Below are 19344 nucleotides of genomic sequence, written 5' to 3'. Positions count from 1 at the left end.
GATGTCGGACCCCGTCGTTCCCTCGCTCCCCTCGCGCGCACCGGTCGTCACGCCCGATCGCAGTCCCGCCGCCGTCGCCCGCCAGTTCGAGGGCGTCTTCGCCGGCCAGATCACCAAGATCATGATGGAGACGGTCGAGCAGGGCGACGAATTCTCCGGCGGTCACGGCGAGGAGATGTTCCGCGGGATCCTTGCCGAGCAGATCGGCAACAGCATCGCGCAGGGCAAGGGCCTGGGCATCGCCTCGGCCGTGGAGGCACAGATCATCCGCCTGCAGGGCGGCGCGCCGGCAGGCCAGAAGGCAGGAGCCCCCGATGGCCAGTGACGTGATCGCCATCATGACGTCGCTCTCGGCAGTCATGCGCGAGGAAACCGCGCGGTTGCAGGGCCGCGAGCGCGTGCTCGACCTGGCCGAGCTGGCAGCGGCCAAGGCGCGGCTCGTCGGTGCGCTGGAGGAGAAGCTTGCGCGGCTCGGCCGGCAGGAGCCGGGCTGGGCGGGCCGGATGGACGACGAGACGCGCGAGACTTTCGCGCAGGCCCTGGGCGAACTGCGCGCCGCCTCGATGGTCAACGCCGCGCTGCTGGAACGGCAGATCGAGCTGTCCGCCGACCTGATGTCGGCCATCTCCGCCGAAGCCAAGCGCCTTACCGGCAACCGCGCCTATGCCTATGGCGCCACCGGCAACCTTGCCCGCACCGACCTGACCACGCCGATTTCGCTGAACGGCGAGTTCTGAAGGACCGTTTGAAGCCGCGCCGGCAGAATGGGCAATAGTCCGTTTTCAAACGGACCTCGAAAGCCAATCCGCAAGGTTCGCCACGAAATCTTGACAAAAACGTCACCTGATGTATATATTCGCATCAGGAGATGTGAAATGTCCAACGTGGTATCTCTCCATGATCGCCTTCCACCCGCCGACCGGGGGCTCCAGACGTTTGCGCTGGAAGCGGATCGCAAACGGCTGACCGGCACCGCCCTCAAGGCAATGGTGCGGGTGGCCGAAGCCTGGGACCTGGGCAATGCGGACGCCGCCGCCTTGCTGGCAGTCTCCGTGAGCACCTGGGATCGCATCAAGGCCGCGAAGTGGGATGGCGTTCTCAGCCAGGATCAGCTCACGCGGGCCTCGGCCATCATCGGCATCTACAAGGGCCTGTCCCTCCTGTTTGCGGACGCGATGGCCACGCGATGGCCGCTGTTGCGCAATCGCAATCCGCTCTATGCCGGCCGTAGCGCGGTGGAGACGATGATCGAAGGCGGCATCCCGGTGATGCTGGAAGTGCGTCGGCACGTCGATGCCATGCGCGGCGGTCTTTAAGGGCCAACGGCGAAAACGCATGATCGAGCAGTTCGAGATTTCGCGGGAAGCGTTCGCGCGCACCATCCGCCTCGTGACCACCGCCCGTATGCGGGAGGCGGTTTTGAAAGGCCTCGTCGATACCGACCAGGAGGCCGACGAGCTTGCCGAGATCGAAGGCGCGACCAGCCAGCGCCTCGTCGCGCAGGGCCGGGGCGTGGCGGGGATACCGGCCAATAGCCTGATTCACGGCAAGCCCAACCAGGGCTTCATCAACGCCGCCTTCGCCTATGCGCCGCCCAGGAACGCCAACAGGTTCAACGGCACCGACCGCGGCGCCTGGTATGCGGCGCTCGAAGTCGAGACGGCCATCGCCGAAGTGGGCTATCACCTGACCGGCCACCTCGCCGCGCTGGGCGATGCCGGCGATTTCAACACGACCGTGTCCTACGCCGAACTGTTCGCGGACTTCATCGGGGAATTCGTCGACCTGCGCGGCGTGGAGCAAGCCGATTGCCTGCACCCCGACCCGCCCATCGGCTACCCCGCCGGCAACGTCCTCGCGGACGAGGCGATGGCCCGGGACCTGAACGGCATCGTCTATCCCTCCGTCAGGCGCGCCGGAGGGACCAACCTCGTCGCGCTGTGGCCTCATGCCGTCCAGGCGGTCACGCAAGGGAGTGTCTGGGAACTGACCTGGTCCGGGAGCCCGGGCTACGCGGTCCGCAAGGCGTAAGAGACCGTTCAAAATGCGCTGAAAAGCGCATTTTTGAAGCCACACCGGCAGAATGGGCCAGGCCCATTCTCAAACGGTCTCTCACGCCTTGTCGGGCTATTCGAAGACGGCAGCCAGCACGGCGCCGACGGCGGACGGGTCCAGCGTGTCGATCGCCACTTCGAGATCGGGGTTCTGGCTGTAGCCGAGCATGCGGCCATGGCGGTCGGCGGTCACCGAGAGCACGCGCAAGGCCCCATCCTCGCGGATCACCGCAAGGCCACCGGTCGCGGGATAGCGATCGGGGTCGACGATCAGCGTCGCCCGGCCCGGGAGGCCCGCACCCAGCGTAGGTCGGCCGAGGCGTAACCCATAGGCGCGCGGCCCGGCGTTGCGCGGCGCTTCCACCACCCCGCCGGTGGGCGTCCGGGCGATCAGGCCGTCGGGGAGCGGGGTGCCGAACACCGGAAGCAGGCGCACCAGTGCAGTCTCGGCGTCGATGGTGGCGGGAACCTCGATACGGGCCACGGGTGTATCCGGGACCGACGTGGCAGGTGCTGATGCTGGCGCGGCTAATTCCTCGCGCAAGGCGGCGATGCGGGCGCGCGACTTGGCCAGGCGAATTTCCGGGTTGGCGACCAGCGGCAACACCGGATCGAGCGCGCCGCCGGCATGCAGCGCCTCCACTTGCGCGAGCAGCGCCGCATCGTCGGCCGCGCCGAACAGGCGCCGCAGGGCAGCGCGCACGTCCTCGTTCCAGCGATCGAGCGGCTTGAGCGCGTTCTCGATGCGCGAGAGCACGACCGGGGCGATTCCGTAATCCTGTTCGAGCACCGCGATGGTCAGCGCCGGATCGCCACCGCGCCGCGCACGCAGGGCAGCGGCGAGCAGGACCGCACCACGTTCCGCCTCCACGTCGGCAGGCGCGGCACCGTGGAGCGGCTCGGCCCAGGCGGCGATGTCGAAGGCGGGGTCGTCGACGTCGACCAGCAGGTCCTCGGGTTCGATCCCCAGGCCCCCGGCCAGCGCGCGCAATTCATTTGCGCGGGCGAATATCTCCCCCCGCTCGATTTTCGAGAGCCGTATGTAGGTGATGCCGTCCACACGCTCGGAAAGTTCGAGCAGCGAGCCTATATTGAGTTGCTTGCGAAATTTACGGACATGATTGGGGAATACCAGCGCACGATGGAAATCGATTGCCGTTCCTATTATCGCCGCTACTTTTTCCTGTGGGGGTTTATGATGTAACCCTGGCGATTTATCGCTCATCGCGTTTCTTGTCCGTTCTTGGGCAGACCAGCCTTTTCATGTCCATCCTTCCCGGTCAATCCGGCGATTCAGGGACCCACCGAATCGGGTCCTTTTTCATGACTCTGCAAGGAGCAGGCATGATCTTGGCAAACTTTCGCCTATCATCCTTTAATCTCCTTAAAATTTCGCAATTCTTGCGCAAAACGCGCCTACTGATCCGGAAAACCCGAGGCTGCGCGGGAAATTCGCCGAAAAGTGCCGATTTTGCGACGCCGATGCCGGTGAATTGAAAGGTGCGAGAGAAGTCCGAAGTGGATGCGAATACAGGATCACGGAAGGGCCCCCATGCGCTTTTCCATGACTGAAGATGGATCCTTCAACTCTGCGGTCTCGCGTCGGTGGCCTGGCATGGCCGCGCGTTCGCCCTCTTAAACTTGCCAACCGGGCCACCGTCCTTTCCCGGAATGGACAAGCCGCGATTTCGCCCCACCCCCAACCTGCGCGAACGCCGCCGGCGGCGCTGCATGCGCTTCGCTCTCACCGATTCGCGTGGCGTCGAGATCGCAGTGATCGTGCGCGACATCTCCTCGCGCGGGCTGAGCGCGGCAGCGCTGCGCGAGACGCCTGCGCTTAACGAAGTGGTGCGGGCAAGGCAGGAAGACGGACGCGAGCTGTGGGGTCTCGTGCGCTGGCGCGAGGGAAACCTGTTCGGCGTGGAATTCGATACGGCGCCGTCGTCGCGGACCTGAGATCCCTCGACCAGGACCTCACACGGCCGAACTGAAGCGCCGCAGCGAATCCTTGCGATAGGGATCGAAGCGCGCGGCGATCGAGCGGGCATAGGGAAGGCCGCCGGGGAGGATCACGAGGTCCTCGCCGTCCGCCTCGCACAGGCCCGCGTCGAAGTAGGGCGCCAGCACCGGCCAGGCGTCGCGGCGCAAATCCGGTTCGACCCGGGCGCGGCCCTGGCACAGCAGCGCCCCGATCACCGCGCCGCGCCGGCGGTCCTCGGCACTGCGGACGATGCCGCGGGTGGCGGTCAGGCGATCCTGCGAGAGCATCATGCGATAGCGGCCGGTGTTCTTCTCGTTCTGCGCCAGCAGCTCGGGGAAGGCGCTGATCGCCGAGGCACCGAAGCCGAGGAGCACTGGGGCCTGGTCGTCGGTGAAGCCCTGGAAGTTGCGCCTGAGCTGCCCGGTCAGCGTCGCCTGCGCCAGCGCATCGCCCGGCCGCGCGAAGTGGTCGAAGCCGACCGCGACGTAACCGGCGGCGAGCAGGACGGCGTGCCCGAAGGCCGCCATGGCGAAGCGCGTGGCAGCGTCTGGCAAGGCGCCGGCGTCGATCCTGCGCTGGCGCGCGACGAGGTGGGGGACGTGGGCATAGCCAAACAGCGCGATGCGATCGGCGCCCAGCGCAACGGTCTGGTCGAGCGAATCTTCGAGATCCGCCATCGTCTGCCCGGGCAGTCCGTACATGAGGTCGAAGTTGAGCGAGCGCACCCCGGCGCCGCGCAGCATGGCGGTTGCGTTCTCGATCATGCGCGCAGGCTGGACGCGGCCGATGGCCCTTTGCAGCACCGGCGCGAACGTCTGCACGCCGAGGCTGGCTCGCTCGATGCCGACGGTGCCCAGTACGGCGGCCCATTCGGGGCCCAGCGTGCGCGGGTCCAGCTCGATCGAGACCACCGGGCGGGCGATGTCGAAATGGACCGTCAGCGCATCGACCAGCCGCACGAAATCGATCGGCGATATGCCGTTGGGGCTGCCACCTCCGAAGGCGATCCGCGATACGCGCGCGTCCCGGGGCAGTCGCTCGGCGACGAGGACGATCTCGCGGTGCAACGCGTCGAGGTAGCTGGCAACGCGGTCGCTGCGGTTGGCAACGCTGGTGTTGCAGCCGCAGTACCAGCAGATCTTCTCGCAGAACGGGATGTGGACGTAGAGCGAGACCTCGCCCTCGTGCCGCGCAAGCGCCGCGTCGAGATCGGTGGCTCCCACGCTTTCGCCGAACTCCGCCGCCGTCGGGAAGCTGGTGTAGCGCGGCACGGGAATCGCCAGCAGGTCGGGGTGATAGGTCCACATGGATGCGTCTTTCGCCCGGAGCGACACTCAAGTCATTGCGTTCGATCAAGCCGCTTGCGGCGGCTGTCGGCATGGCAGCCCCTGGCGCAGCACGGGCCTTGCGGCGGGCCGGGGGGAGCGTCGCGGACCGGTAGCTGCACGAACATCGGGGGATGACCCAGTAGACCGCGAGGCACGGGGCCATGATCGCCCATTTGAGGCGACGGCCTTGGCCGCTGGCGAGGGCGGTCGCATTGACGGCGATCAGAAAGGGGAGGTGCCCTCGTGATGGCGAGGCGGATCTGTGCTCCCCCTGCCCCGGTGCAACCGCGCGTAAAATCCGCAAGATTTGCGCCCGATCAATTCGCGCGCGGCGCCTGGGGGGCACAGGCGGGATAGCCGCTCAAGAGGGGGGAACCGCATCGGGCGGCCCCGGCGGCGACGGAAAGACAAGCGATATGCGTAAACTCCCCCGCCTCGCCGCGCCCCTGCTTCTTGGCGCGGTCGCCTTCTCGAGCCCGGCGTTGGCCGGCAGCGCCGAGGGCAAGTTCCAGGTCAAGCTGCTCGCCACCGGCGTCCTGCCCGACGGCGGCGTCGACAAGATCAAGTCGATCGATTCGGGCCTTGCCACGAAGCTCGCCGGCATGGGCGTGAGCGACGTCGACGCCAAGGCGAACGACAACGTCGTGCCCACGCTGGCGGTCGAGTACTTCTTCAGCAAAGCGGTCTCGGTCGAGACGATCTGCTGCTTCACCCAGCACCACGTCGGCGGCGCCGCGGACCTCGCCGGAACGCGCCTGGTCGACCATGTGCTCATCCTGCCTGCCACGCTGACGGGGAAATTCCACCTCGAAACCGGCGGCCCGATCAAGCCCTACGTGGGCGCGGGGCCGGCGCTGTTCCTGGTCTTCGACGAAAAGCCCGGCGCCGGGGCGCAGGCGCTGGGCGTGGATCGGGTGAAGATGTCGAATTCACTGGGCCTCGCGCTGCAGGGCGGCTTCGACCTCGCGCTGGGTAAGAGCGGCTACGGCGTCTCGCTGGATGCCAAGAAATATTTCATCAAGCCGACGGCCAGCTTCTACGCCGATGGTGCCAAGGTGCTGGAAACCCGGCACGACCTCGATCCGTGGGTCGTCAGCGCGGGGCTGAGCTATCGGTTCTAAGGACTACCTCTCCATCACGCCTGCGCGGGCGGTCCCCCAATCCACGGGGGAAAGGCAGGCTAGGGCGCTCCCTGTTTGCGAAGCAAACGAGCAGGTGGCAGCCCGCAGGGCTGAGGGAGGGGCCTGCTATACCTCGTGGAAATTCAGCGTGGCGTTCAGGATGAACACGATCGTGCCCGCACAGAGCGACACGATCACCCGCGCCACGAGGTAATGCAGCTCGATCGGCCCGGTCAGCAGGGCGAAGCCGCCCAGGATGATCGCCAGCCCGACAAGGGCATTGCCCAGGAAATAGACGTAGCCGGCGAACAGCCCGCGATCGCTGTCGCGAAACACCCAGAGGCGCGCGAGGACGTAGTTCAGCGCGTTGGCGCACAGGAATCCCACCGTCACCGCCACGTACTTGTCCAGGCCCACTTGCGAGACGAGGAGCCAGATCAACACCATGTCGATTGCGAAGCACGCGCTCGAGGCGACGGCGTTGCGCAGGAACAGCACCGCGCCATGGCGGCTGAGCAGGCCCGGATGGTCGGGATGGGCCCGGACTGAATGGGAAAGCAGCATGATCTCGCCAACTCCATCGGACCCGACTTGTTTCCCGCAGGGCACAACCGCGTGCCCGTGAACGCGTCGGGCCGTTATCCCGCTTCGGCGACCAGCGTGTCGTAGTCGAGGATCGTGACTTCCCGTCGCGAAGGCAGATCGATCACGCCGTCGTTTTTGAGCCGGGTGAACTGGCGGCTGACGGTCTCGATCGTCAGGCCGAGCACGTCGGCAATCTGCTGGCGCGAGAACGGCAGGGTCAGCAGTCGTTGGCCCGGCTTGTCGACGTCGATGCGGCAGGCCGACCCGGCGAGGCGCTCGGTCATCTCGACCAGGAAGCTGGCCATCTTCTCCGCCGCCGACTTGCGACCCAGCAGCAGCATCCAGCGCCGGGTGCGGTCCAGTTCGCCCAGGGTGCGCTCGAGCAGCTTGTGTTCGAGCGCGGGATGCTGCCGCGCGAAAGCGTCGAAGTCGCGGCGCGAGAAGACGCAGACGTGCGCGTCGGTCAACGCGGTGACGCCGTGGCCGGTGGTGCCGCCGAAGGGCCGGCCGATGAAGTCCGACGGATAGACCACGCCGACGATCTGCTCGCGCCCGTCCTCGGTATTGGTAGAAAGCTTGAGCACGCCGTCGATGACGTTGGCGACGAGGACCGAATCCTCCCCTTCCCAGATGATCGATTCGCCTGCCGTCAGCGCCCGCGTGCGCCCGATGGCGTTGAGGGCTGCGAGTTCCTTCGCGTCGAGCGCGGCGCAAATCGCCCGGTTGCGAACGACGCAGAGGTCACAGTTGGACATGGCCTCGGCGATACCGCAATTGCAGCAAAGTGAAAACCTCCCGTCGGACCTCGTTGTCCCGGATCGAGCCCAGGACGACGGCACGCCTCAGACCTGCCGCTTTTCCAGCTTCCGTGCCAGGGTGCGGCGGTGGAGGCCGAGGCGACGCGCGGTTTCGGAGATGTTGAAGTCGCATTCCACCAGCGTCTGGTGGATGTACTCCCATTCCAGCGTCTTGATCGAACTCTTGCGCCCTTCGAGCGGCACGCTGGCATCGCCGCGCAGGCTGGCGAAGGCGGCTTCGATGTCGTCGGTGTTCGAGGGCTTGGCCAGATAGTGCGCCGCGCCCAGCTTGATCGCCTCGACCGCGGTGCCGATGCTGGCATAGCCGGTCAGCACGACGATGCGCGTCTGCGGGGCGCGGGCATGCAGCGCCTCGACCACGGCGAGCCCCGACGCGCCTCCCAGCTTGAGGTCGACCACTGCGAAGTCGAAGCTGTCGACGGCATAGAGCGCCTCGGCCTCGTCCGGGCTCCCGGCGGAGGCGACGCGGTAGCCGCGCCGCTCGAACGAGCGGCGCAGGGTCCGCGCGAAGGTCGGATCGTCCTCGACAATCAGCAGGCTTGCGCCCTTGGTCTCGCTCATGCGTCCTCGCCCGGATCGGTCACGGAAAGCGCCAGTGTAGCGAGAGGAATGACCAGTTGCACGCTTGCTCCGCCATCGCGCCGGTTCTCGACCGAAACGGAGCCGCCGAGCTTGCGGATCACGTTGACCACGAGGAACAGGCCGAGCCCGCCCCCGTCCCGCCCCTTGGTCGAGGCGTAGGGTTGGCCGATGCGGTCCAGCATCTCCGGCGCGAAGCCGGGACCGCGATCGCTGACAGTGAGGACGAGCCGCGGCCCGTCGCCCGCATCCTCCAGCCAGGCTTCCATCACCACGAGTTCGGGCGACACTTCCGCCGCATTGTCCACCACGTTGCCGATCACCTGCCGCAGGCCCGGATCGGCAATGATCCTCACGTCCTCGCTGACCCGGTCGACCAGGCGCAGTTCGCCAGGAATGCGGGCGCGCCATTCCGCGGCGATGTCCTCGATGAAGGCGCGCACGCCGGTCACCGCCGGATCAATGCCGCGGACCTCCCCGGCCGACATCAGGATGCCCGAGACGATGGTCTTGCACCGGGCCAGCTCGCGCCGCACGTCGGCGAGGTCGGCGGCCATGTCGGGATCGTTCGCGACCAGCGGCTCGCGGCTCCAGTCGCCCAGGATGACCGAGATCGACGCGAGTGGCGTGCCCAGTTCGTGCGCGGCGCCCGAGGCTAGCAGGCCCATGCGGATGATGTGGTCCTCCTCCGCAACCTGCTGGCGAAAGGCCGCGAGCTGCGCGTCGCTGTCCCGGCGATTGCGATCGAGCCGCGCGACGAAGACGATGAGCAGAACCGCCGCCAGCACGAAGCAGAACAGGCTGCCGTAGATGTAGAGGTGGAAGTGCTCCGCCGCGTAGCGATCCGGCAGGCGCAGGGGGACGTGATGGAAGGTCAGCAGCACCATGCACAAACAGGCGTTGAGCGCGACCAGCCAGCTCCAGCGCGCCTCCAGAATGATCGCGCCGATGACGATCTGCAGCAGGAACAGGAACGTGAAGGGGTTGGTCGCCCCGCCCGAATGGTAGAGCTGCCAGCACAGCGCGACCACATCGATCATCAGCGCCGAGAACAGCTCGCGCTGGGAGAACGAGCGGCGCCGCTTGAGCAGGCTGGCGACGGAGAGGTTGATGACCATCAGCAGCAGCGGGGCCAGCAGCAGCGGGGCCAGCGGCAGGCGCACCTTGAGCGCGGCCGCGACGACGACGATCGTCGCGAGCTGGCCGAACACGGCGATCCAGCGCAACTGCGTGAGCAGGACCACGCTGGACCAGCTCGGCGATTTGCCCGCCATGCCGGGCTCCACGTCGGGCGGCACGAACAGCGCCGCGATCCGCTCGATCACGCCCGGCGCCAGATGTAGGCGAGCGCTCCGGCCGAGAGCAGCGCCATGGCGAACCAGGTCAGCGCGTACATGAGGTGATTGTCCGGGAAGTGGACCTGGGTGAGCCCCGCAACCGGCTTCACCGCCGAAGCCGTGGGCAGCGCCGCGGTTTCGGCCTGCACATCGACGAAGGCCGGGACGACCGCGCCCACCTTGCGTGCCGCGGCAAGGGCCGCGACGTCGCGCGAGTACCAGCGGTCGTCCTGCGGGCGGTTGGCCTGGAGCAGGCTGCCGCCGGGCTCGGAGGATCGCAGCAGGCCGGTGACCTCGACCCGGCCCTCGGGGGTGGAGGCCGCGGCGGTGGCCCGGCTCGTTCCCTCGGGCACGAAGCCGCGGTTGATCCACACCTGCCTGGCGTCTCCCGTTCCATCGGCATCGAGGCGCAGCGGCGTCATCGTCCAGTATCCCGTCCCGAGGTCGGTAGCGGCCCGCACCAGCGCGGTCGCCTTACCCTGATAGACGCCGGAGAGGCGGACGCGAAGATATTCCAGATCGTGCCCGCCGGCGCCGGAAAGCCGGGCGTCGCCGGGCAGGTCGACCGGCGCCGCGTGGACCCGCGCCTCGACGCGCGCGATCAGGGCATGCTTCCAGTGCAGGCGCTGCACCTGCCAGACGCCGAGCACCGCGAAAACGGCGATCGCAGCTAGCAGAAGCGCGGCAAGCCCATAGGGCCGCCGCGCTGCTTTGGTCGGAGATGTCGACACGGAGGTCAGGGCATCTGGCTCATGTCGTGGCTCATCGGCATCATGTTGTGGTTGAGGTGGTACATCACCCACAGCGAACCGGAGAGCGCGATCACGACGATGACGATGGTGAAGATCAGCGCCATCACCGTCCATCCGTTCTCGGACTTGGTGTTCATGTGCAGGAAGTAGATCATGTGGACCACGATCTGCACGATCGCGAAGGCCATGATGACCAGCGCGGTGGTCTGCTTGTCGGGGATCGCACCCGTCATCACCAGCCAGAACGGGATCGCGGTGAGCACGACCGAGAGCAGGAAGCCGACGGTGTATTCGCGCAGCGAGCCGTGGGTGCTGCCGTGATCCTCGTGCCCGTGGGCGTCGGGGTTGGGATGGGCGTGCGCGCCCTTGTGGGTATCGGGGTGGGCCATCACAGCATTCCCATCAGGTAGACGAACGTGAAGACGCCGATCCAGATGACGTCGAGGAAGTGCCAGAACAGCGACAGGCACATCAGGCGGCGCTTGTTGGCCGGGATCAGGCCCTTCTTGCCGACCTGGACGACCAGCGTGAACAGCCAGATCAGGCCGAAGGTGACGTGCAGGCCGTGGGTGCCCACCAGCGAGAAGAACGCGGTGAGGAAGCCTGAACGCATCGGCGTCGCGCCCTCGTGGATGAGGTGCGTGAACTCGTAAAGCTCGATGGCGAGGAAGGCCGCGCCGAACACGGCGGTGACCAGCAGCCAGGCTTGCGTCGCGCCCTTGCTGCCCTTTTCCATGGCCAGCATCGCAAAGCCGTAGGTGATCGAGGAGAACAGCAGCATCGCGGTATTGAGCGCGACGAGCGGAAGCTCGAACAGGTCCTTCGGCCCCGGCCCGGCGGCGAAGCTGCCACCGAGCACGCCATAGGCGGCGAAGAGCATCGCGAAGATGAGGCAGTCGCTCATCAGGTACATCCAGAAGCCCAGCATCGTGCTGCCGCCTTCGGGATGGTCATGCTCGTCCAGGTCGTAGAACGCGGACTGGAGCTCGGCCTGGCTGAGCTTGTGGCTCGAGTCGATCGTGGTTGCGGTCATGGCTCAGGCTCCCGCGGCGGCGAGCTGGCGGGTGCGGGCCGCCTCGGTCGCTTCGACCGTCTCGACGGGAATGTGGTAGTCCCGCTTGTAGTTGAACGTATGGAAAATGGCGTAGCCGATGATCCCGGCGAACGAAACCGCCGCGAGCCACCAGATATACCAGATCATCGCGAAGCCCATCGCCGTCGACAGGCCGGCCAGGATCAGGCCGGTGCCGGTGCTCTTGGGCATGTGGATCGGACGGTAGCCACTGGTCGGACGTTCCACGCCGCAGCGCTTCATGTCGTCCCAGGCGTCGATGTCGTGGACGATCGGCGTGAAGGCGAAGTTGTACTCCGGCGGCGGCGAGGACGTCGCCCACTCCAGGGTACGGCCGTTCCACGGATCGCCGGTCTCGTCCTTCAGCTCCTCGCGCTTCCAGATCGACACCGCGAACTGGACGAGCATGGCACCGATGCCGCCCGCGATCATCAGGGCGCCGAAGGCGGCGACGATGAAGAACGGCTGCAGCGAAGCGTCGTCGAAGACGCGCATGCGGCGGGTCACGCCCATCAGGCCGAGGATATACAGCGGCATGAAGGCGAACCAGAAGCCGGGGACCCAGAGCCAGAAGCTGACCTTGCCCCAGAACTGGTTGAGCTTGAAGCCGAAGGCCTTGGGCCACCAGAAGTTGATCGCCGCGAAGATGCCGAACAGCACGCCGCCGATGATGACGTTGTGGAAGTGGGCGATCAGGAACAGCGAGTTATGCAGCACGAAGTCGGCCGGCGGCACGGCGAGCAGCACGCCGGTCATGCCGCCCACGGTGAAGGTCAGCATGAAGGCGACCGTCCACATCATCGGCAGCTCGTAACGGATGCGCGCGCGGTACATCGTGAAGAGCCAGTTGAACAGCTTGGCGCCGGTGGGGATCGAGATCACCATGGTGGTGATGCCGAAGAACGAGTTGACGCTGGCGCCCGAACCCATCGTGAAGAAGTGGTGCAGCCACACGAGGTACGACAGGATGGTGATGACGAGCGTGGCGTAGACCATCGACGAGTAGCCGAAGAGGCGCTTGCCGCAGAACGTCGCGGTCACTTCCGAGAACACGCCGAACAGCGGCAGGATCAGAATGTAGACTTCCGGGTGACCCCAGATCCAGATCAGGTTCACGTACATCATCGGCGAGCCGCCGAAGTCGTTCGAGAAGAAGTTGAAGCCGAGGTAGCGGTCGACCGAGAGCATCGTCATCACCGCCGTCAGCACCGGGAAGGCGGCGACGATCAGGACGTTGGTGCACAGCGCGGTCCAGGTGAAGATCGGCATGCGCATCATGGTCATGCCCGGCGCGCGCATCTTGACGATGGTGGCGATCAGGTTGACGCCCGAAAGCAGGGTGCCGACACCGGCTATCTGCAGGGACCATATGTAATAGTCCACGCCGACCCACGGGCTGTACGCCAGGTTGGACAGCGGCGGATAGGCCAGCCACCCGGTCTGCGCGAACTCGCCGATGAACAGGCTCATCATGACCAGCACCGCGCCTGCGGTGGTCATCCAGAAGCTGAAGTTGTTCAGGAACGGGAAGCTGACGTCACGCGCGCCGATCTGCAGCGGCACGATGTAGTTCATCAGGCCGGTGACGAAGGGCATCGCCACGAAAAAGATCATGATGACACCGTGGGCGGTGAAGATCTGGTCGTAGTGATGGGCGTTGAGGTAGCCCTCGTTGCCGTTGAAGGCGATCGACTGCTGGATGCGCATCATCACCGCGTCGGCGAAGCCGCGCAGGAACATGACGAGGCCCAGCACCATGTACATGATGCCGATCTTCTTGTGGTCTACGCTGGTGAACCACTCCTTCCACAGGTAGCCCCACAGCTTGAACCAGGTCAGGCCCGCGACGAGCGCGGTGCCGCCCAGTGCCACGACCACGAAAGTCGCGAGCACGATGGGCTCCTGCGGGAGGGCATCCAGCCACAGGCGGCCCAGCAAGGGGCTCCAGTGCGAATGGTCTACGGCTTCGATTGCCATGATACTGTCAGTTCCGCGAAATCAGGGAAACGTGAGCGGGCTTGGCAGCAGTGTCGGACGCACGCGCCTCGTCCTGCTTCAGTCCGATCGATTGGGGCGCGGCAAGGCCGGCGCCGTTCAGCGAGCGCGTGTCGGCCGGCGCCTTGATCGTGCCGTCCGGAGCCGCGCCGGGAATCTGGCGGCACAGCGCGCGCACCCAGGCCAGTTCCTTGCGGACGGCTTCGTCGGGGTTGGCGGTGGCCTCGGTTCCGGCCTGGCGGCCCTTCTTGTCGTATTCGAGCATCGAGACGTTGCGGATGCCGGCCTTGCCCAGGCCGCCGCGTGCGTCGATCGCCATCATCTCGCTCGTGCACATCTTGCCCGGCTCGACGCACATGTCGACGATCGCGTCGTAGAGGTCGGCCTCGACGCTCGAGAAGCGGATCACGGGAACCTTCTCGCTGGGCTTTTCCAGCTCGAGATAGGCGGCGCGATCGAGGTTGCCGCCCAGCGGCTTGCCGGTGGGGCCCCCGGGAACCGGGGCATCGGCGGTCTGGCCGGTGTCGCCCTGCTTGCCGCTGGCCTTCACCTCGCCCACCCACTTCGCGAAGTCGGCGTCGGAAACCGAACGCGTGGCGAAGCGCATGTTGGAGAAGCCCGCGCCCGAGTAGTTGGCCGAGAAGCCCTCGAACTTGCCGGTCTCGTTCATCACCGCATGGAGGCGCGTCTCCATGCCGGGCATCGCATAGATCTGGCCCGCCATCGCGGGCACGTAGAACGAGTTCATCACGCTCGACGAGGTGATCTTGAACTGCAGTTGCCGGCCGGTGGGCACGACCAGCTCGTTCACCGTGGCGATCCCCTGCTCGGGGTAGATGAACAGCCACTTCCAGTCGAGCGCGACCACTTCCACCTCGAGCGGCTTCGCGTTCTTCGCCAGCGCCGTTTCGTGGTCGATCCGGCCGATGGTGCGATAGGGATCGAGCAGGTGGGTGCTCACCCAGGTCACTGCGCCAAGGCAGATGATGATGAGCAGCGGCGCCGTCCAGATCAGCAGCTCGAGCTGGGTCGAGTGATCCCAGTCCGGCTCGTACTTGGCGTCCTTGTTGGACGCGCGATAACGCCAGGCGAAGATGCCCACCGCGGCCATGACCGGCACGACGATCAGCAACATCAGCCCGGTCGAGATCAGGACGAGATCGCCCTGCTGCCGCGCGACGTCACCTGCCGGGTCGAGCACGACCGTGTTGCAGGCGGACAATGTCGCCGTCAGCGCAAGTCCGGAAAGGACGCGCGGATTAAGGAAGCGACTCGGGCCGAAAGGACGGCCGGGCGGGTTCAGGCGTGACTCGGGCGGGTGCATGGCGCTGCGCCTAGGCTCGTGCTGCGGATGCGAACATAGGACATTTTGTCCAATCCCCTTCTGCCCCTGCAATGACGATAGGGCGCCGGATGTGAAGCCGAGCGCGTGACGCGCCCGTGCGATTCGCGAGCGCATGGATATTTTCCCGCGCTGGTGTATTACTACCAGACAAAGGCTGCGAGACGCCAGATGAGCATTACCACTCCGTCGACCCGCGAGGAACTCGGCCTGCCGACGTTCAAGCCGCACCACACGATCTCTCCCGGAGAGATCGCGATCGGCGTGATTATCGGGCGCACCTCGGAATTCTTCGACTTCTTCGTTTATGCCATCGCCTCGGTGCTGGTGTTTCCGAAGCTGTTCTTCCCCTTCGTCGACCCGCTCACCGGCACGCTCTATTCCTTCGCGATCTTCGCGTTGGCGTTCGTCGCGCGTCCGGTCGGCTCGCTGGTCTTCATGGCGATCGACCGTGCCTACGGTCGCGGCGTCAAGCTGACCATCGCACTGTTCGGCCTGGGCGGTTCGACCGCGGCCATCGCCTTCCTGCCCTCGTATGAAACCGCAGGCATGACTTCCGTGTGGCTGCTCGCGCTGTTGCGCCTGGGGCAGGGCTTCGCGCTCGGCGGCACATGGGACGGCCTGGCGTCCCTACTCGCGCTCAATGCGCCCGAGAACCGCCGCGGCTGGTACGCGATGATCCCGCAGCTCGGCGCGCCGTTCGGCCTCATCGTCGCCAGCCTGCTCTTCGCCTTCATGATTACCACGCTGCCCGCCGCCGACTTCCTCGACTGGGGTTGGCGCTACCCGTTCTTCGTGGCCTTCGCGATCAACGTGGTGGCCCTGTTCGCACGCCTGCGTATCGTCGTGACCGAGGAATTCCAGAGCCTGTTCGAAAGCCGCGACCTTCAGCCGGTCAGCGTCGTCGGCACCGTCTCGCGCGAATGGCGCACGATCGTGATCGGCGCTTTCGCCCCGCTCGCCAGTTTCGCGCTGTTCCACATGGTCACCGTGTTCCCGCTCTCCTGGGTGTTCCTCTTCACGCGTGAGGCGCCGACCGGCTTCCTCCTGATCGAGGCCCTGGCCGCCGCCTTCGGTGTCGTCGCGATGATCGTCTCGGGCCGCCTCGCCGACCGCTACGGCCGCCGTACCCTGCTGGGCGCCTGCGCCGTCGGCATCGCGGTGTTCAGCGGCTTCGCGCCCCAGCTGCTCGACGGCGGTGCCGTCGGCGAGATCGTCTTCATGATCTCCGGCTTCATCCTGCTCGGCCTCGCCTTCGGACAGTCCTCCGGCGTCGTCTCCTCGGCCTTCGCGACCGAGCACCGCTACACCGGTTCGGCGCTCACGAGCGACCTCGCCTGGCTCTTCGGCGCCGGTTTCGCCCCGCTCGCAGCGCTGTACCTTTCGGTGAATTTCGGCCTGATCGCTTCGGGCGGTTACCTTCTGTCGGGCGCTCTGGCGACGCTGGTCGCCCTGTGGTTCAACAAGGAACTCGCAAGCCGCTGAGGCTGGCTCACGCCACGAAAAAGGGCCGCTCCCGGCACGGGATGCGGCCCTTTTTCGTAGCTCTGGGAAACGGCAGCCGCGGAACGACTACTTTGCGCGGACCAGTCCCGAGATCTTCGCACGCGCCGCTTGCCTCACCGCGGGCCATTCACCCGCAGGCTTGAGCTTCAAAGGCCCGGGCCTGCCGGCCATCGCTTCGCTCATTGCCGTCATCCCGGCCCGGCATACCCACCACGGCGACGTATCCCCGGGCAGTGCCGCCTCCGCCGCCAGGGCGCTCTCGACAGCAGCTCGCGAAAGCCCGCCTGAAGAGATCAGGAACTTGAGATCGGGCAGCACCAGCATATCCCACGCCCGCACCGCCTCCAGCGCAGCCGGATCAACGCAGCGCCCCGCATCGTAGATCATACGCGTCCGTGCGAGGAGATATGTGCGCATCCCCCTCTCCGGATCGCGTGGAGCAAGCCGTCGGGCCAACTCGTAAAGGTAGGGCGTCGGCAGTGTCGCCGCGTCCTTCTCGAGCCGCGCCAAGGTGGCACCATCGTCGAACGGCATGTCGTGCAAGGCTCGGAAGGCCTGATCGAAGCCAAAAGCGGGGGGAATGTCGGGGTTGTCGAAGGTGCCATAGCGCACGGCCGTCACGTTCGCCGGAACCGGCGAAGGAACGAGCTGCCAGTTCGTTATCTTGTCCTGCCCACGCGCCAGAGCGGCAAGCTGGGCTGCTCCGGGAACATCGACCGCCGCAGCGGCATCCAGCCATGCCTGGCCGCGTTCCTGGTCCTTCGGAAGCAATCGGCCTGCCAGATAGAGCTTGCCCAAAGTCACGGCAGCCTGTGGAAAGCCATTCGCAGCGGCGGTCTCGTACAACCGGACGGCACGGGGAATGTCGCGCGACGCGCCCTTGCCCGCCACGATCAGGCGCGCCAGCAGATCCGCGGCTGCCGGATTGCCGCGTTGTGCAGCAATGGTGAGATGCGCAACGGCGGTCGGGTAATCCGGCCGCATGCTCTCGGCCGTTCCGAGCATCGAACCGATGAGGTAGTGCACGGCAGGGGCATCGCTGGCATGCGCCGAACGTTTCAGCACTGCGATCGCCTCTGCGCCCTTGTCGGGGGAGGAAGCGAGCGTCGTCGCGGCAATCGCCAGCGAAGGTCCGGCCTCGCCCTTCGCCACGCGAGCGGCGCAAGAGGGATTGGAGAGGACGGTATCAACGGTGTAATCCCGGCAGGCTGGATCGAGCTTGAGGGCGGCTCCATCGCCCATGAAGAAAGCCGTCGGATCGGCGGGCGCGACGCGGACAGAAATCTGCGATGTCGCGGCGGCAAGGAGCAGGGGGATCAGCATATCCCGGAAGTATGGAGTCGAGTTCGCCCGCCTTGCAAGTATGGGCGAACCCACGCGGAATCGATTTATGGTCGCACCGGGTTTTTGCGTCGCTTTGGGATCGGCCGAGGCGTACTTTTCTGCCTGTTCAGCACCGATCACACCGCAATGCGCAGAGGCCGCGCACGGTATCTATCCACCTTGCGGGATATCTTGGTGGTAAGCGGTAAAAATCCCCCACATTTTCAGATGCTCCGAGGTTGGTAGTTTCGCCGCAATAAATGGCGAGGTTACCAGTGAGTGATGAAACTGATTTCGAAACATGTTTCGAAACGAACGCCCCGGGTCAGGTGCAGCGGCTTGACGTGATCGAAAGCCCGCGGGGCAAGCGGCACTGGACGCCCGAGGCGCGGGCGCAGATCATCGCGGAAAGTCTGGAGCCGGGCGCCAATGTGTCAGCGGTGGCGCGCCGCCACGGGATGTTTCCGCAGCAGTTGTACACATGGCGACGCGGATTGCGGGAGCGCGCAGAGGCGATGACCTTTGTGCCTGCGATGGTCGAGCGCGGAAAGGTTGACGAGTTGTCCAGCGCGGCAGTGCCACCAGTGAGCGGCCAGATCATCGTCGAGGCAAGCGGGCTGTTGATCCGCATTCCGCCCGACGTGAGCGCGGATCACATCGAGCGGGTGTTGTTGGCCGCGCGGGTGAGCGCGTGATCATCCCGCCTGGCCCCCTGAAGGTGCTGGTCGCAACGCAGCCCGTGGACTTCAGGAAAGGGATGGTGGGCCTTGCCTCGCTGGTCGAGCGTGAGCTCAGACTCGATCCCTTCTCAGGCATGCTGTTTATCTTCCGGGCGCGCAGGGCGGACCGGATCAAACTTCTGGTTTGGGACGGCACCGGGCTGGTGCTGGTGACCAAACGCCTGCACGATGGGAAGTTCCGTTGGCCACGCCCGGGCGACGGGGTGATGAAGCTGTCGGCGGCGCAAGCCTCGGCGCTGATCGAGGGGTTGGACTGGTCGCGCGTGCACGTGCCGCGCGTGCCCAAACCGCTTCATGCGCAGTAGGCCGCAAGCCTGATTCTGCTTGGCGCAAGGCTGTTCCTCGCGAGGCAAAATCCGCTAGAATGCAGGCGTGGCGGCGCATCCAGAACTCACTGCAGCGACCGGGCCTGAAGCCGGATACGACGAGCTTCCCGACGACGTCGAGCAGCTCAAGGCGATGCTGCTGGCCGAGCGCGCCCGCGCAGCGCGGCTCGAGCATATCCTCAAGCTGATCAACCGCACGACCTTCGGCAAGCGTTCGGAGAAGCTTCCTGCCGATCAGCTCGCACTGGCGCTGGAAGACCAGGCCGTGGCCCTTGGCGAAGCCCAGGGCCTGCAGGCTAAGACAAACGAAGAAACCGAGCGTCATGGCCTCGTGCCTCGCAAACGCCGGCCCGCCGATACACAGCGCGCATCGCTGCCGGCGCATCTGCCGCGCTTCGAGGTGGTGATCGAACCCGACAGCCTGGAATGCGCCTGTGGCGGCGCGCTGCACAAGATCGGCGAGGACCGTGCGGAACGGCTCGACA

The 19344-nt window shown here is 66.1% G+C and carries 22 protein-coding genes (1 of these 22 only partly in view); 10 read left to right on the top strand and 12 right to left on the bottom strand.

The genetic code is table 11. From position 1 onward, the window contains the following. Position 1: 1 nt before the first annotated feature. The 4 genes from ACFFDA_RS23045 to ACFFDA_RS23030 all read left to right on the top strand — a co-directional run bounded on the left by ACFFDA_RS23045 (position 2) and on the right by ACFFDA_RS23030 (position 2031). Entirely contained in the window at positions 2-325 is a 324-nt protein-coding gene (locus ACFFDA_RS23045; RefSeq protein WP_404479601.1) for a rod-binding protein, read from the top strand. Then, positions 315-737 carry a flagellar biosynthesis protein FlgN gene (locus ACFFDA_RS23040; protein WP_404479600.1) on the top strand — a complete coding sequence of 141 codons (423 nt, stop codon included), beginning with the start codon at positions 315-317 and terminating at the stop codon, positions 735-737. The genes ACFFDA_RS23045 and ACFFDA_RS23040 overlap by 11 nt, the downstream gene beginning before the upstream one ends. Positions 738-875: 138 nt before the next feature. Next, positions 876-1316, top strand: coding sequence for an antitoxin Xre-like helix-turn-helix domain-containing protein (locus tag ACFFDA_RS23035; protein WP_404479599.1), 441 nt, complete (start codon positions 876-878; stop codon positions 1314-1316). Positions 1317-1335: 19 nt separating this feature from the next. Next, positions 1336-2031, top strand: coding sequence for an RES family NAD+ phosphorylase (locus ACFFDA_RS23030; protein ID WP_404479598.1), 696 nt, complete (start codon positions 1336-1338; stop codon positions 2029-2031). 96 nt (positions 2032-2127) lie between these two features. Here the strand turns inward: ACFFDA_RS23030 and ACFFDA_RS23025 are convergent, their stop codons facing one another. Then, positions 2128-3114 (bottom strand): helix-turn-helix domain-containing protein, encoded by a 987-nt coding sequence (locus tag ACFFDA_RS23025; RefSeq protein ID WP_404479597.1) that lies wholly within the window; start codon positions 3112-3114, stop codon positions 2128-2130. 671 nt (positions 3115-3785) lie between these two features. Between ACFFDA_RS23025 and ACFFDA_RS23020 the strand changes: the two genes are divergently transcribed. Then, positions 3786-4010 carry a histidine kinase gene (locus tag ACFFDA_RS23020; RefSeq protein ID WP_404479596.1) on the top strand — a complete coding sequence of 75 codons (225 nt, stop codon included), beginning with the start codon at positions 3786-3788 and terminating at the stop codon, positions 4008-4010. An 18-nt stretch (positions 4011-4028) separates the two neighbouring features. Here ACFFDA_RS23020 and hemN read toward each other — a convergent pair whose 3' ends face one another. Beyond that, a complete protein-coding gene (gene hemN / locus ACFFDA_RS23015) occupies positions 4029-5342 on the bottom strand; it encodes an oxygen-independent coproporphyrinogen III oxidase (protein ID WP_404479595.1) in 1314 nt (437 codons plus the stop codon). 437 nt (positions 5343-5779) lie between these two features. On the opposite strand from hemN, the gene ACFFDA_RS23010 reads away from it, so the two are divergent. Further along, positions 5780-6484 carry an OmpW family protein gene (locus ACFFDA_RS23010; RefSeq protein WP_404479594.1) on the top strand — a complete coding sequence of 235 codons (705 nt, stop codon included), beginning with the start codon at positions 5780-5782 and terminating at the stop codon, positions 6482-6484. A 126-nt stretch (positions 6485-6610) separates the two neighbouring features. On the opposite strand, the gene ACFFDA_RS23005 is transcribed toward ACFFDA_RS23010, so the two are convergent. From ACFFDA_RS23005 to cyoA, 9 genes are all read right to left on the bottom strand, one after another. Further along, positions 6611-7048, bottom strand: a complete 438-nt coding sequence (locus ACFFDA_RS23005; protein ID WP_404479593.1) for a GtrA family protein — start codon at positions 7046-7048, stop codon at positions 6611-6613. Positions 7049-7122: 74 nt separating this feature from the next. Next, positions 7123-7824 carry a Crp/Fnr family transcriptional regulator gene (locus ACFFDA_RS23000; protein WP_404479592.1) on the bottom strand — a complete coding sequence of 234 codons (702 nt, stop codon included), beginning with the start codon at positions 7822-7824 and terminating at the stop codon, positions 7123-7125. An 87-nt stretch (positions 7825-7911) separates the two neighbouring features. Then, complete coding sequence (locus tag ACFFDA_RS22995; protein ID WP_404479591.1) at positions 7912-8448, bottom strand: response regulator transcription factor; 537 nt, start codon at positions 8446-8448, stop codon at positions 7912-7914. After that, the gene (locus ACFFDA_RS22990) at positions 8445-9791 is read right to left on the bottom strand and encodes an ATP-binding protein (protein WP_404479590.1); all 1347 of its coding nucleotides are present in this window, start codon (positions 9789-9791) and stop codon (positions 8445-8447) included. The genes ACFFDA_RS22995 and ACFFDA_RS22990 overlap by 4 nt, the downstream gene beginning before the upstream one ends. Continuing rightward, a complete protein-coding gene (locus tag ACFFDA_RS22985) occupies positions 9788-10468 on the bottom strand; it encodes an SURF1 family protein (RefSeq protein WP_404482845.1) in 681 nt (226 codons plus the stop codon). The genes ACFFDA_RS22990 and ACFFDA_RS22985 overlap by 4 nt, the downstream gene beginning before the upstream one ends. Before the next feature lie 71 nt (positions 10469-10539). Beyond that, a complete protein-coding gene (gene cyoD / locus ACFFDA_RS22980) occupies positions 10540-10944 on the bottom strand; it encodes a cytochrome o ubiquinol oxidase subunit IV (RefSeq protein WP_404479589.1) in 405 nt (134 codons plus the stop codon). Further along, complete coding sequence (gene cyoC / locus ACFFDA_RS22975) at positions 10944-11588, bottom strand: cytochrome o ubiquinol oxidase subunit III (protein WP_404479588.1); 645 nt, start codon at positions 11586-11588, stop codon at positions 10944-10946. The genes cyoD and cyoC overlap by 1 nt, the downstream gene beginning before the upstream one ends. A 3-nt stretch (positions 11589-11591) precedes the next feature. Continuing rightward, on the bottom strand, positions 11592-13604 hold the full coding sequence (gene cyoB, locus ACFFDA_RS22970) for a cytochrome o ubiquinol oxidase subunit I (protein ID WP_404479587.1): 2013 nt from the start codon (positions 13602-13604) through the stop codon (positions 11592-11594). A 7-nt stretch (positions 13605-13611) separates the two neighbouring features. After that, positions 13612-14946: a ubiquinol oxidase subunit II gene (gene cyoA, locus ACFFDA_RS22965; RefSeq protein WP_404479586.1), complete on the bottom strand. Its 1335-nt coding sequence runs from the start codon at positions 14944-14946 to the stop codon at positions 13612-13614. A 189-nt stretch (positions 14947-15135) separates the two neighbouring features. On the opposite strand from cyoA, the gene ACFFDA_RS22960 reads away from it, so the two are divergent. Further along, positions 15136-16449, top strand: coding sequence for an MFS transporter (locus ACFFDA_RS22960; protein WP_404479585.1), 1314 nt, complete (start codon positions 15136-15138; stop codon positions 16447-16449). Positions 16450-16536: 87 nt separating this feature from the next. Here ACFFDA_RS22960 and ACFFDA_RS22955 read toward each other — a convergent pair whose 3' ends face one another. Further along, positions 16537-17934 (bottom strand): tetratricopeptide repeat protein, encoded by a 1398-nt coding sequence (locus ACFFDA_RS22955; protein WP_404479584.1) that lies wholly within the window; start codon positions 17932-17934, stop codon positions 16537-16539. A 203-nt stretch (positions 17935-18137) separates the two neighbouring features. Here ACFFDA_RS22955 and tnpA point away from each other — a divergent pair, with 203 nt between their 5' ends. From tnpA to tnpC, 3 genes are all read left to right on the top strand, one after another. Further along, a complete protein-coding gene (gene tnpA, locus ACFFDA_RS22950) occupies positions 18138-18488 on the top strand; it encodes an IS66-like element accessory protein TnpA (RefSeq protein ID WP_404477676.1) in 351 nt (116 codons plus the stop codon). Then, positions 18485-18838: an IS66 family insertion sequence element accessory protein TnpB gene (tnpB, locus tag ACFFDA_RS22945; protein ID WP_011608149.1), complete on the top strand. Its 354-nt coding sequence runs from the start codon at positions 18485-18487 to the stop codon at positions 18836-18838. Before tnpA ends, tnpB begins: the two co-directional genes overlap by 4 nt. A gap of 154 nt (positions 18839-18992) precedes the next feature. After that, positions 18993-19344, top strand: partial view of an IS66 family transposase gene (gene tnpC / locus ACFFDA_RS22940; protein ID WP_404478319.1) — the beginning only. Its footprint extends 1175 nt past the window's final position; the window shows 352 of its 1527 coding nt (coding positions 1-352); its start codon is at positions 18993-18995; the stop codon falls past the right edge of the window.

The organism is Novosphingobium sp. BL-52-GroH (assembly GCF_044813085.1).
Taxonomy (GTDB): Bacteria; Pseudomonadota; Alphaproteobacteria; order Sphingomonadales; family Sphingomonadaceae; genus Novosphingobium.
Note: the sequence above shows the minus strand (reverse complement) of the source record. Positions and strands in the feature narration are given on the sequence as shown.

Bases quoted from the DNA above. Each gene is read 5' to 3' on its own strand.
- ACFFDA_RS23045 (WP_404479601.1), top strand. From the start codon at position 2: ATGTCGGACCCCGTCGTTCCCTCGCTCCCCTCGCGCGCACCGGTCGTC.
- ACFFDA_RS22995 (WP_404479591.1), bottom strand. From the start codon at position 8,448: ATGAGCGAGACCAAGGGCGCAAGCCTGCTGATTGTCGAGGACGATCCG.
- ACFFDA_RS23005 (WP_404479593.1), bottom strand. From the start codon at position 7,048: ATGCTGCTTTCCCATTCAGTCCGGGCCCATCCCGACCATCCGGGCCTG.
- ACFFDA_RS22960 (WP_404479585.1), top strand. From the start codon at position 15,136: ATGAGCATTACCACTCCGTCGACCCGCGAGGAACTCGGCCTGCCGACG.
- cyoC (WP_404479588.1), bottom strand. From the start codon at position 11,588: ATGACCGCAACCACGATCGACTCGAGCCACAAGCTCAGCCAGGCCGAG.
- ACFFDA_RS23010 (WP_404479594.1), top strand. From the start codon at position 5,780: ATGCGTAAACTCCCCCGCCTCGCCGCGCCCCTGCTTCTTGGCGCGGTC.
- ACFFDA_RS23040 (WP_404479600.1), top strand. From the start codon at position 315: ATGGCCAGTGACGTGATCGCCATCATGACGTCGCTCTCGGCAGTCATG.
- cyoD (WP_404479589.1), bottom strand. From the start codon at position 10,944: ATGGCCCACCCCGATACCCACAAGGGCGCGCACGCCCATCCCAACCCC.
- ACFFDA_RS23020 (WP_404479596.1), top strand. From the start codon at position 3,786: ATGCGCTTCGCTCTCACCGATTCGCGTGGCGTCGAGATCGCAGTGATC.
- hemN (WP_404479595.1), bottom strand. From the start codon at position 5,342: ATGTGGACCTATCACCCCGACCTGCTGGCGATTCCCGTGCCGCGCTAC.
- ACFFDA_RS23000 (WP_404479592.1), bottom strand. From the start codon at position 7,824: ATGTCCAACTGTGACCTCTGCGTCGTTCGCAACCGGGCGATTTGCGCC.
- ACFFDA_RS23030 (WP_404479598.1), top strand. From the start codon at position 1,336: ATGATCGAGCAGTTCGAGATTTCGCGGGAAGCGTTCGCGCGCACCATC.
- cyoA (WP_404479586.1), bottom strand. From the start codon at position 14,946: ATGCACCCGCCCGAGTCACGCCTGAACCCGCCCGGCCGTCCTTTCGGC.
- ACFFDA_RS23035 (WP_404479599.1), top strand. From the start codon at position 876: ATGTCCAACGTGGTATCTCTCCATGATCGCCTTCCACCCGCCGACCGG.
- cyoB (WP_404479587.1), bottom strand. From the start codon at position 13,604: ATGGCAATCGAAGCCGTAGACCATTCGCACTGGAGCCCCTTGCTGGGC.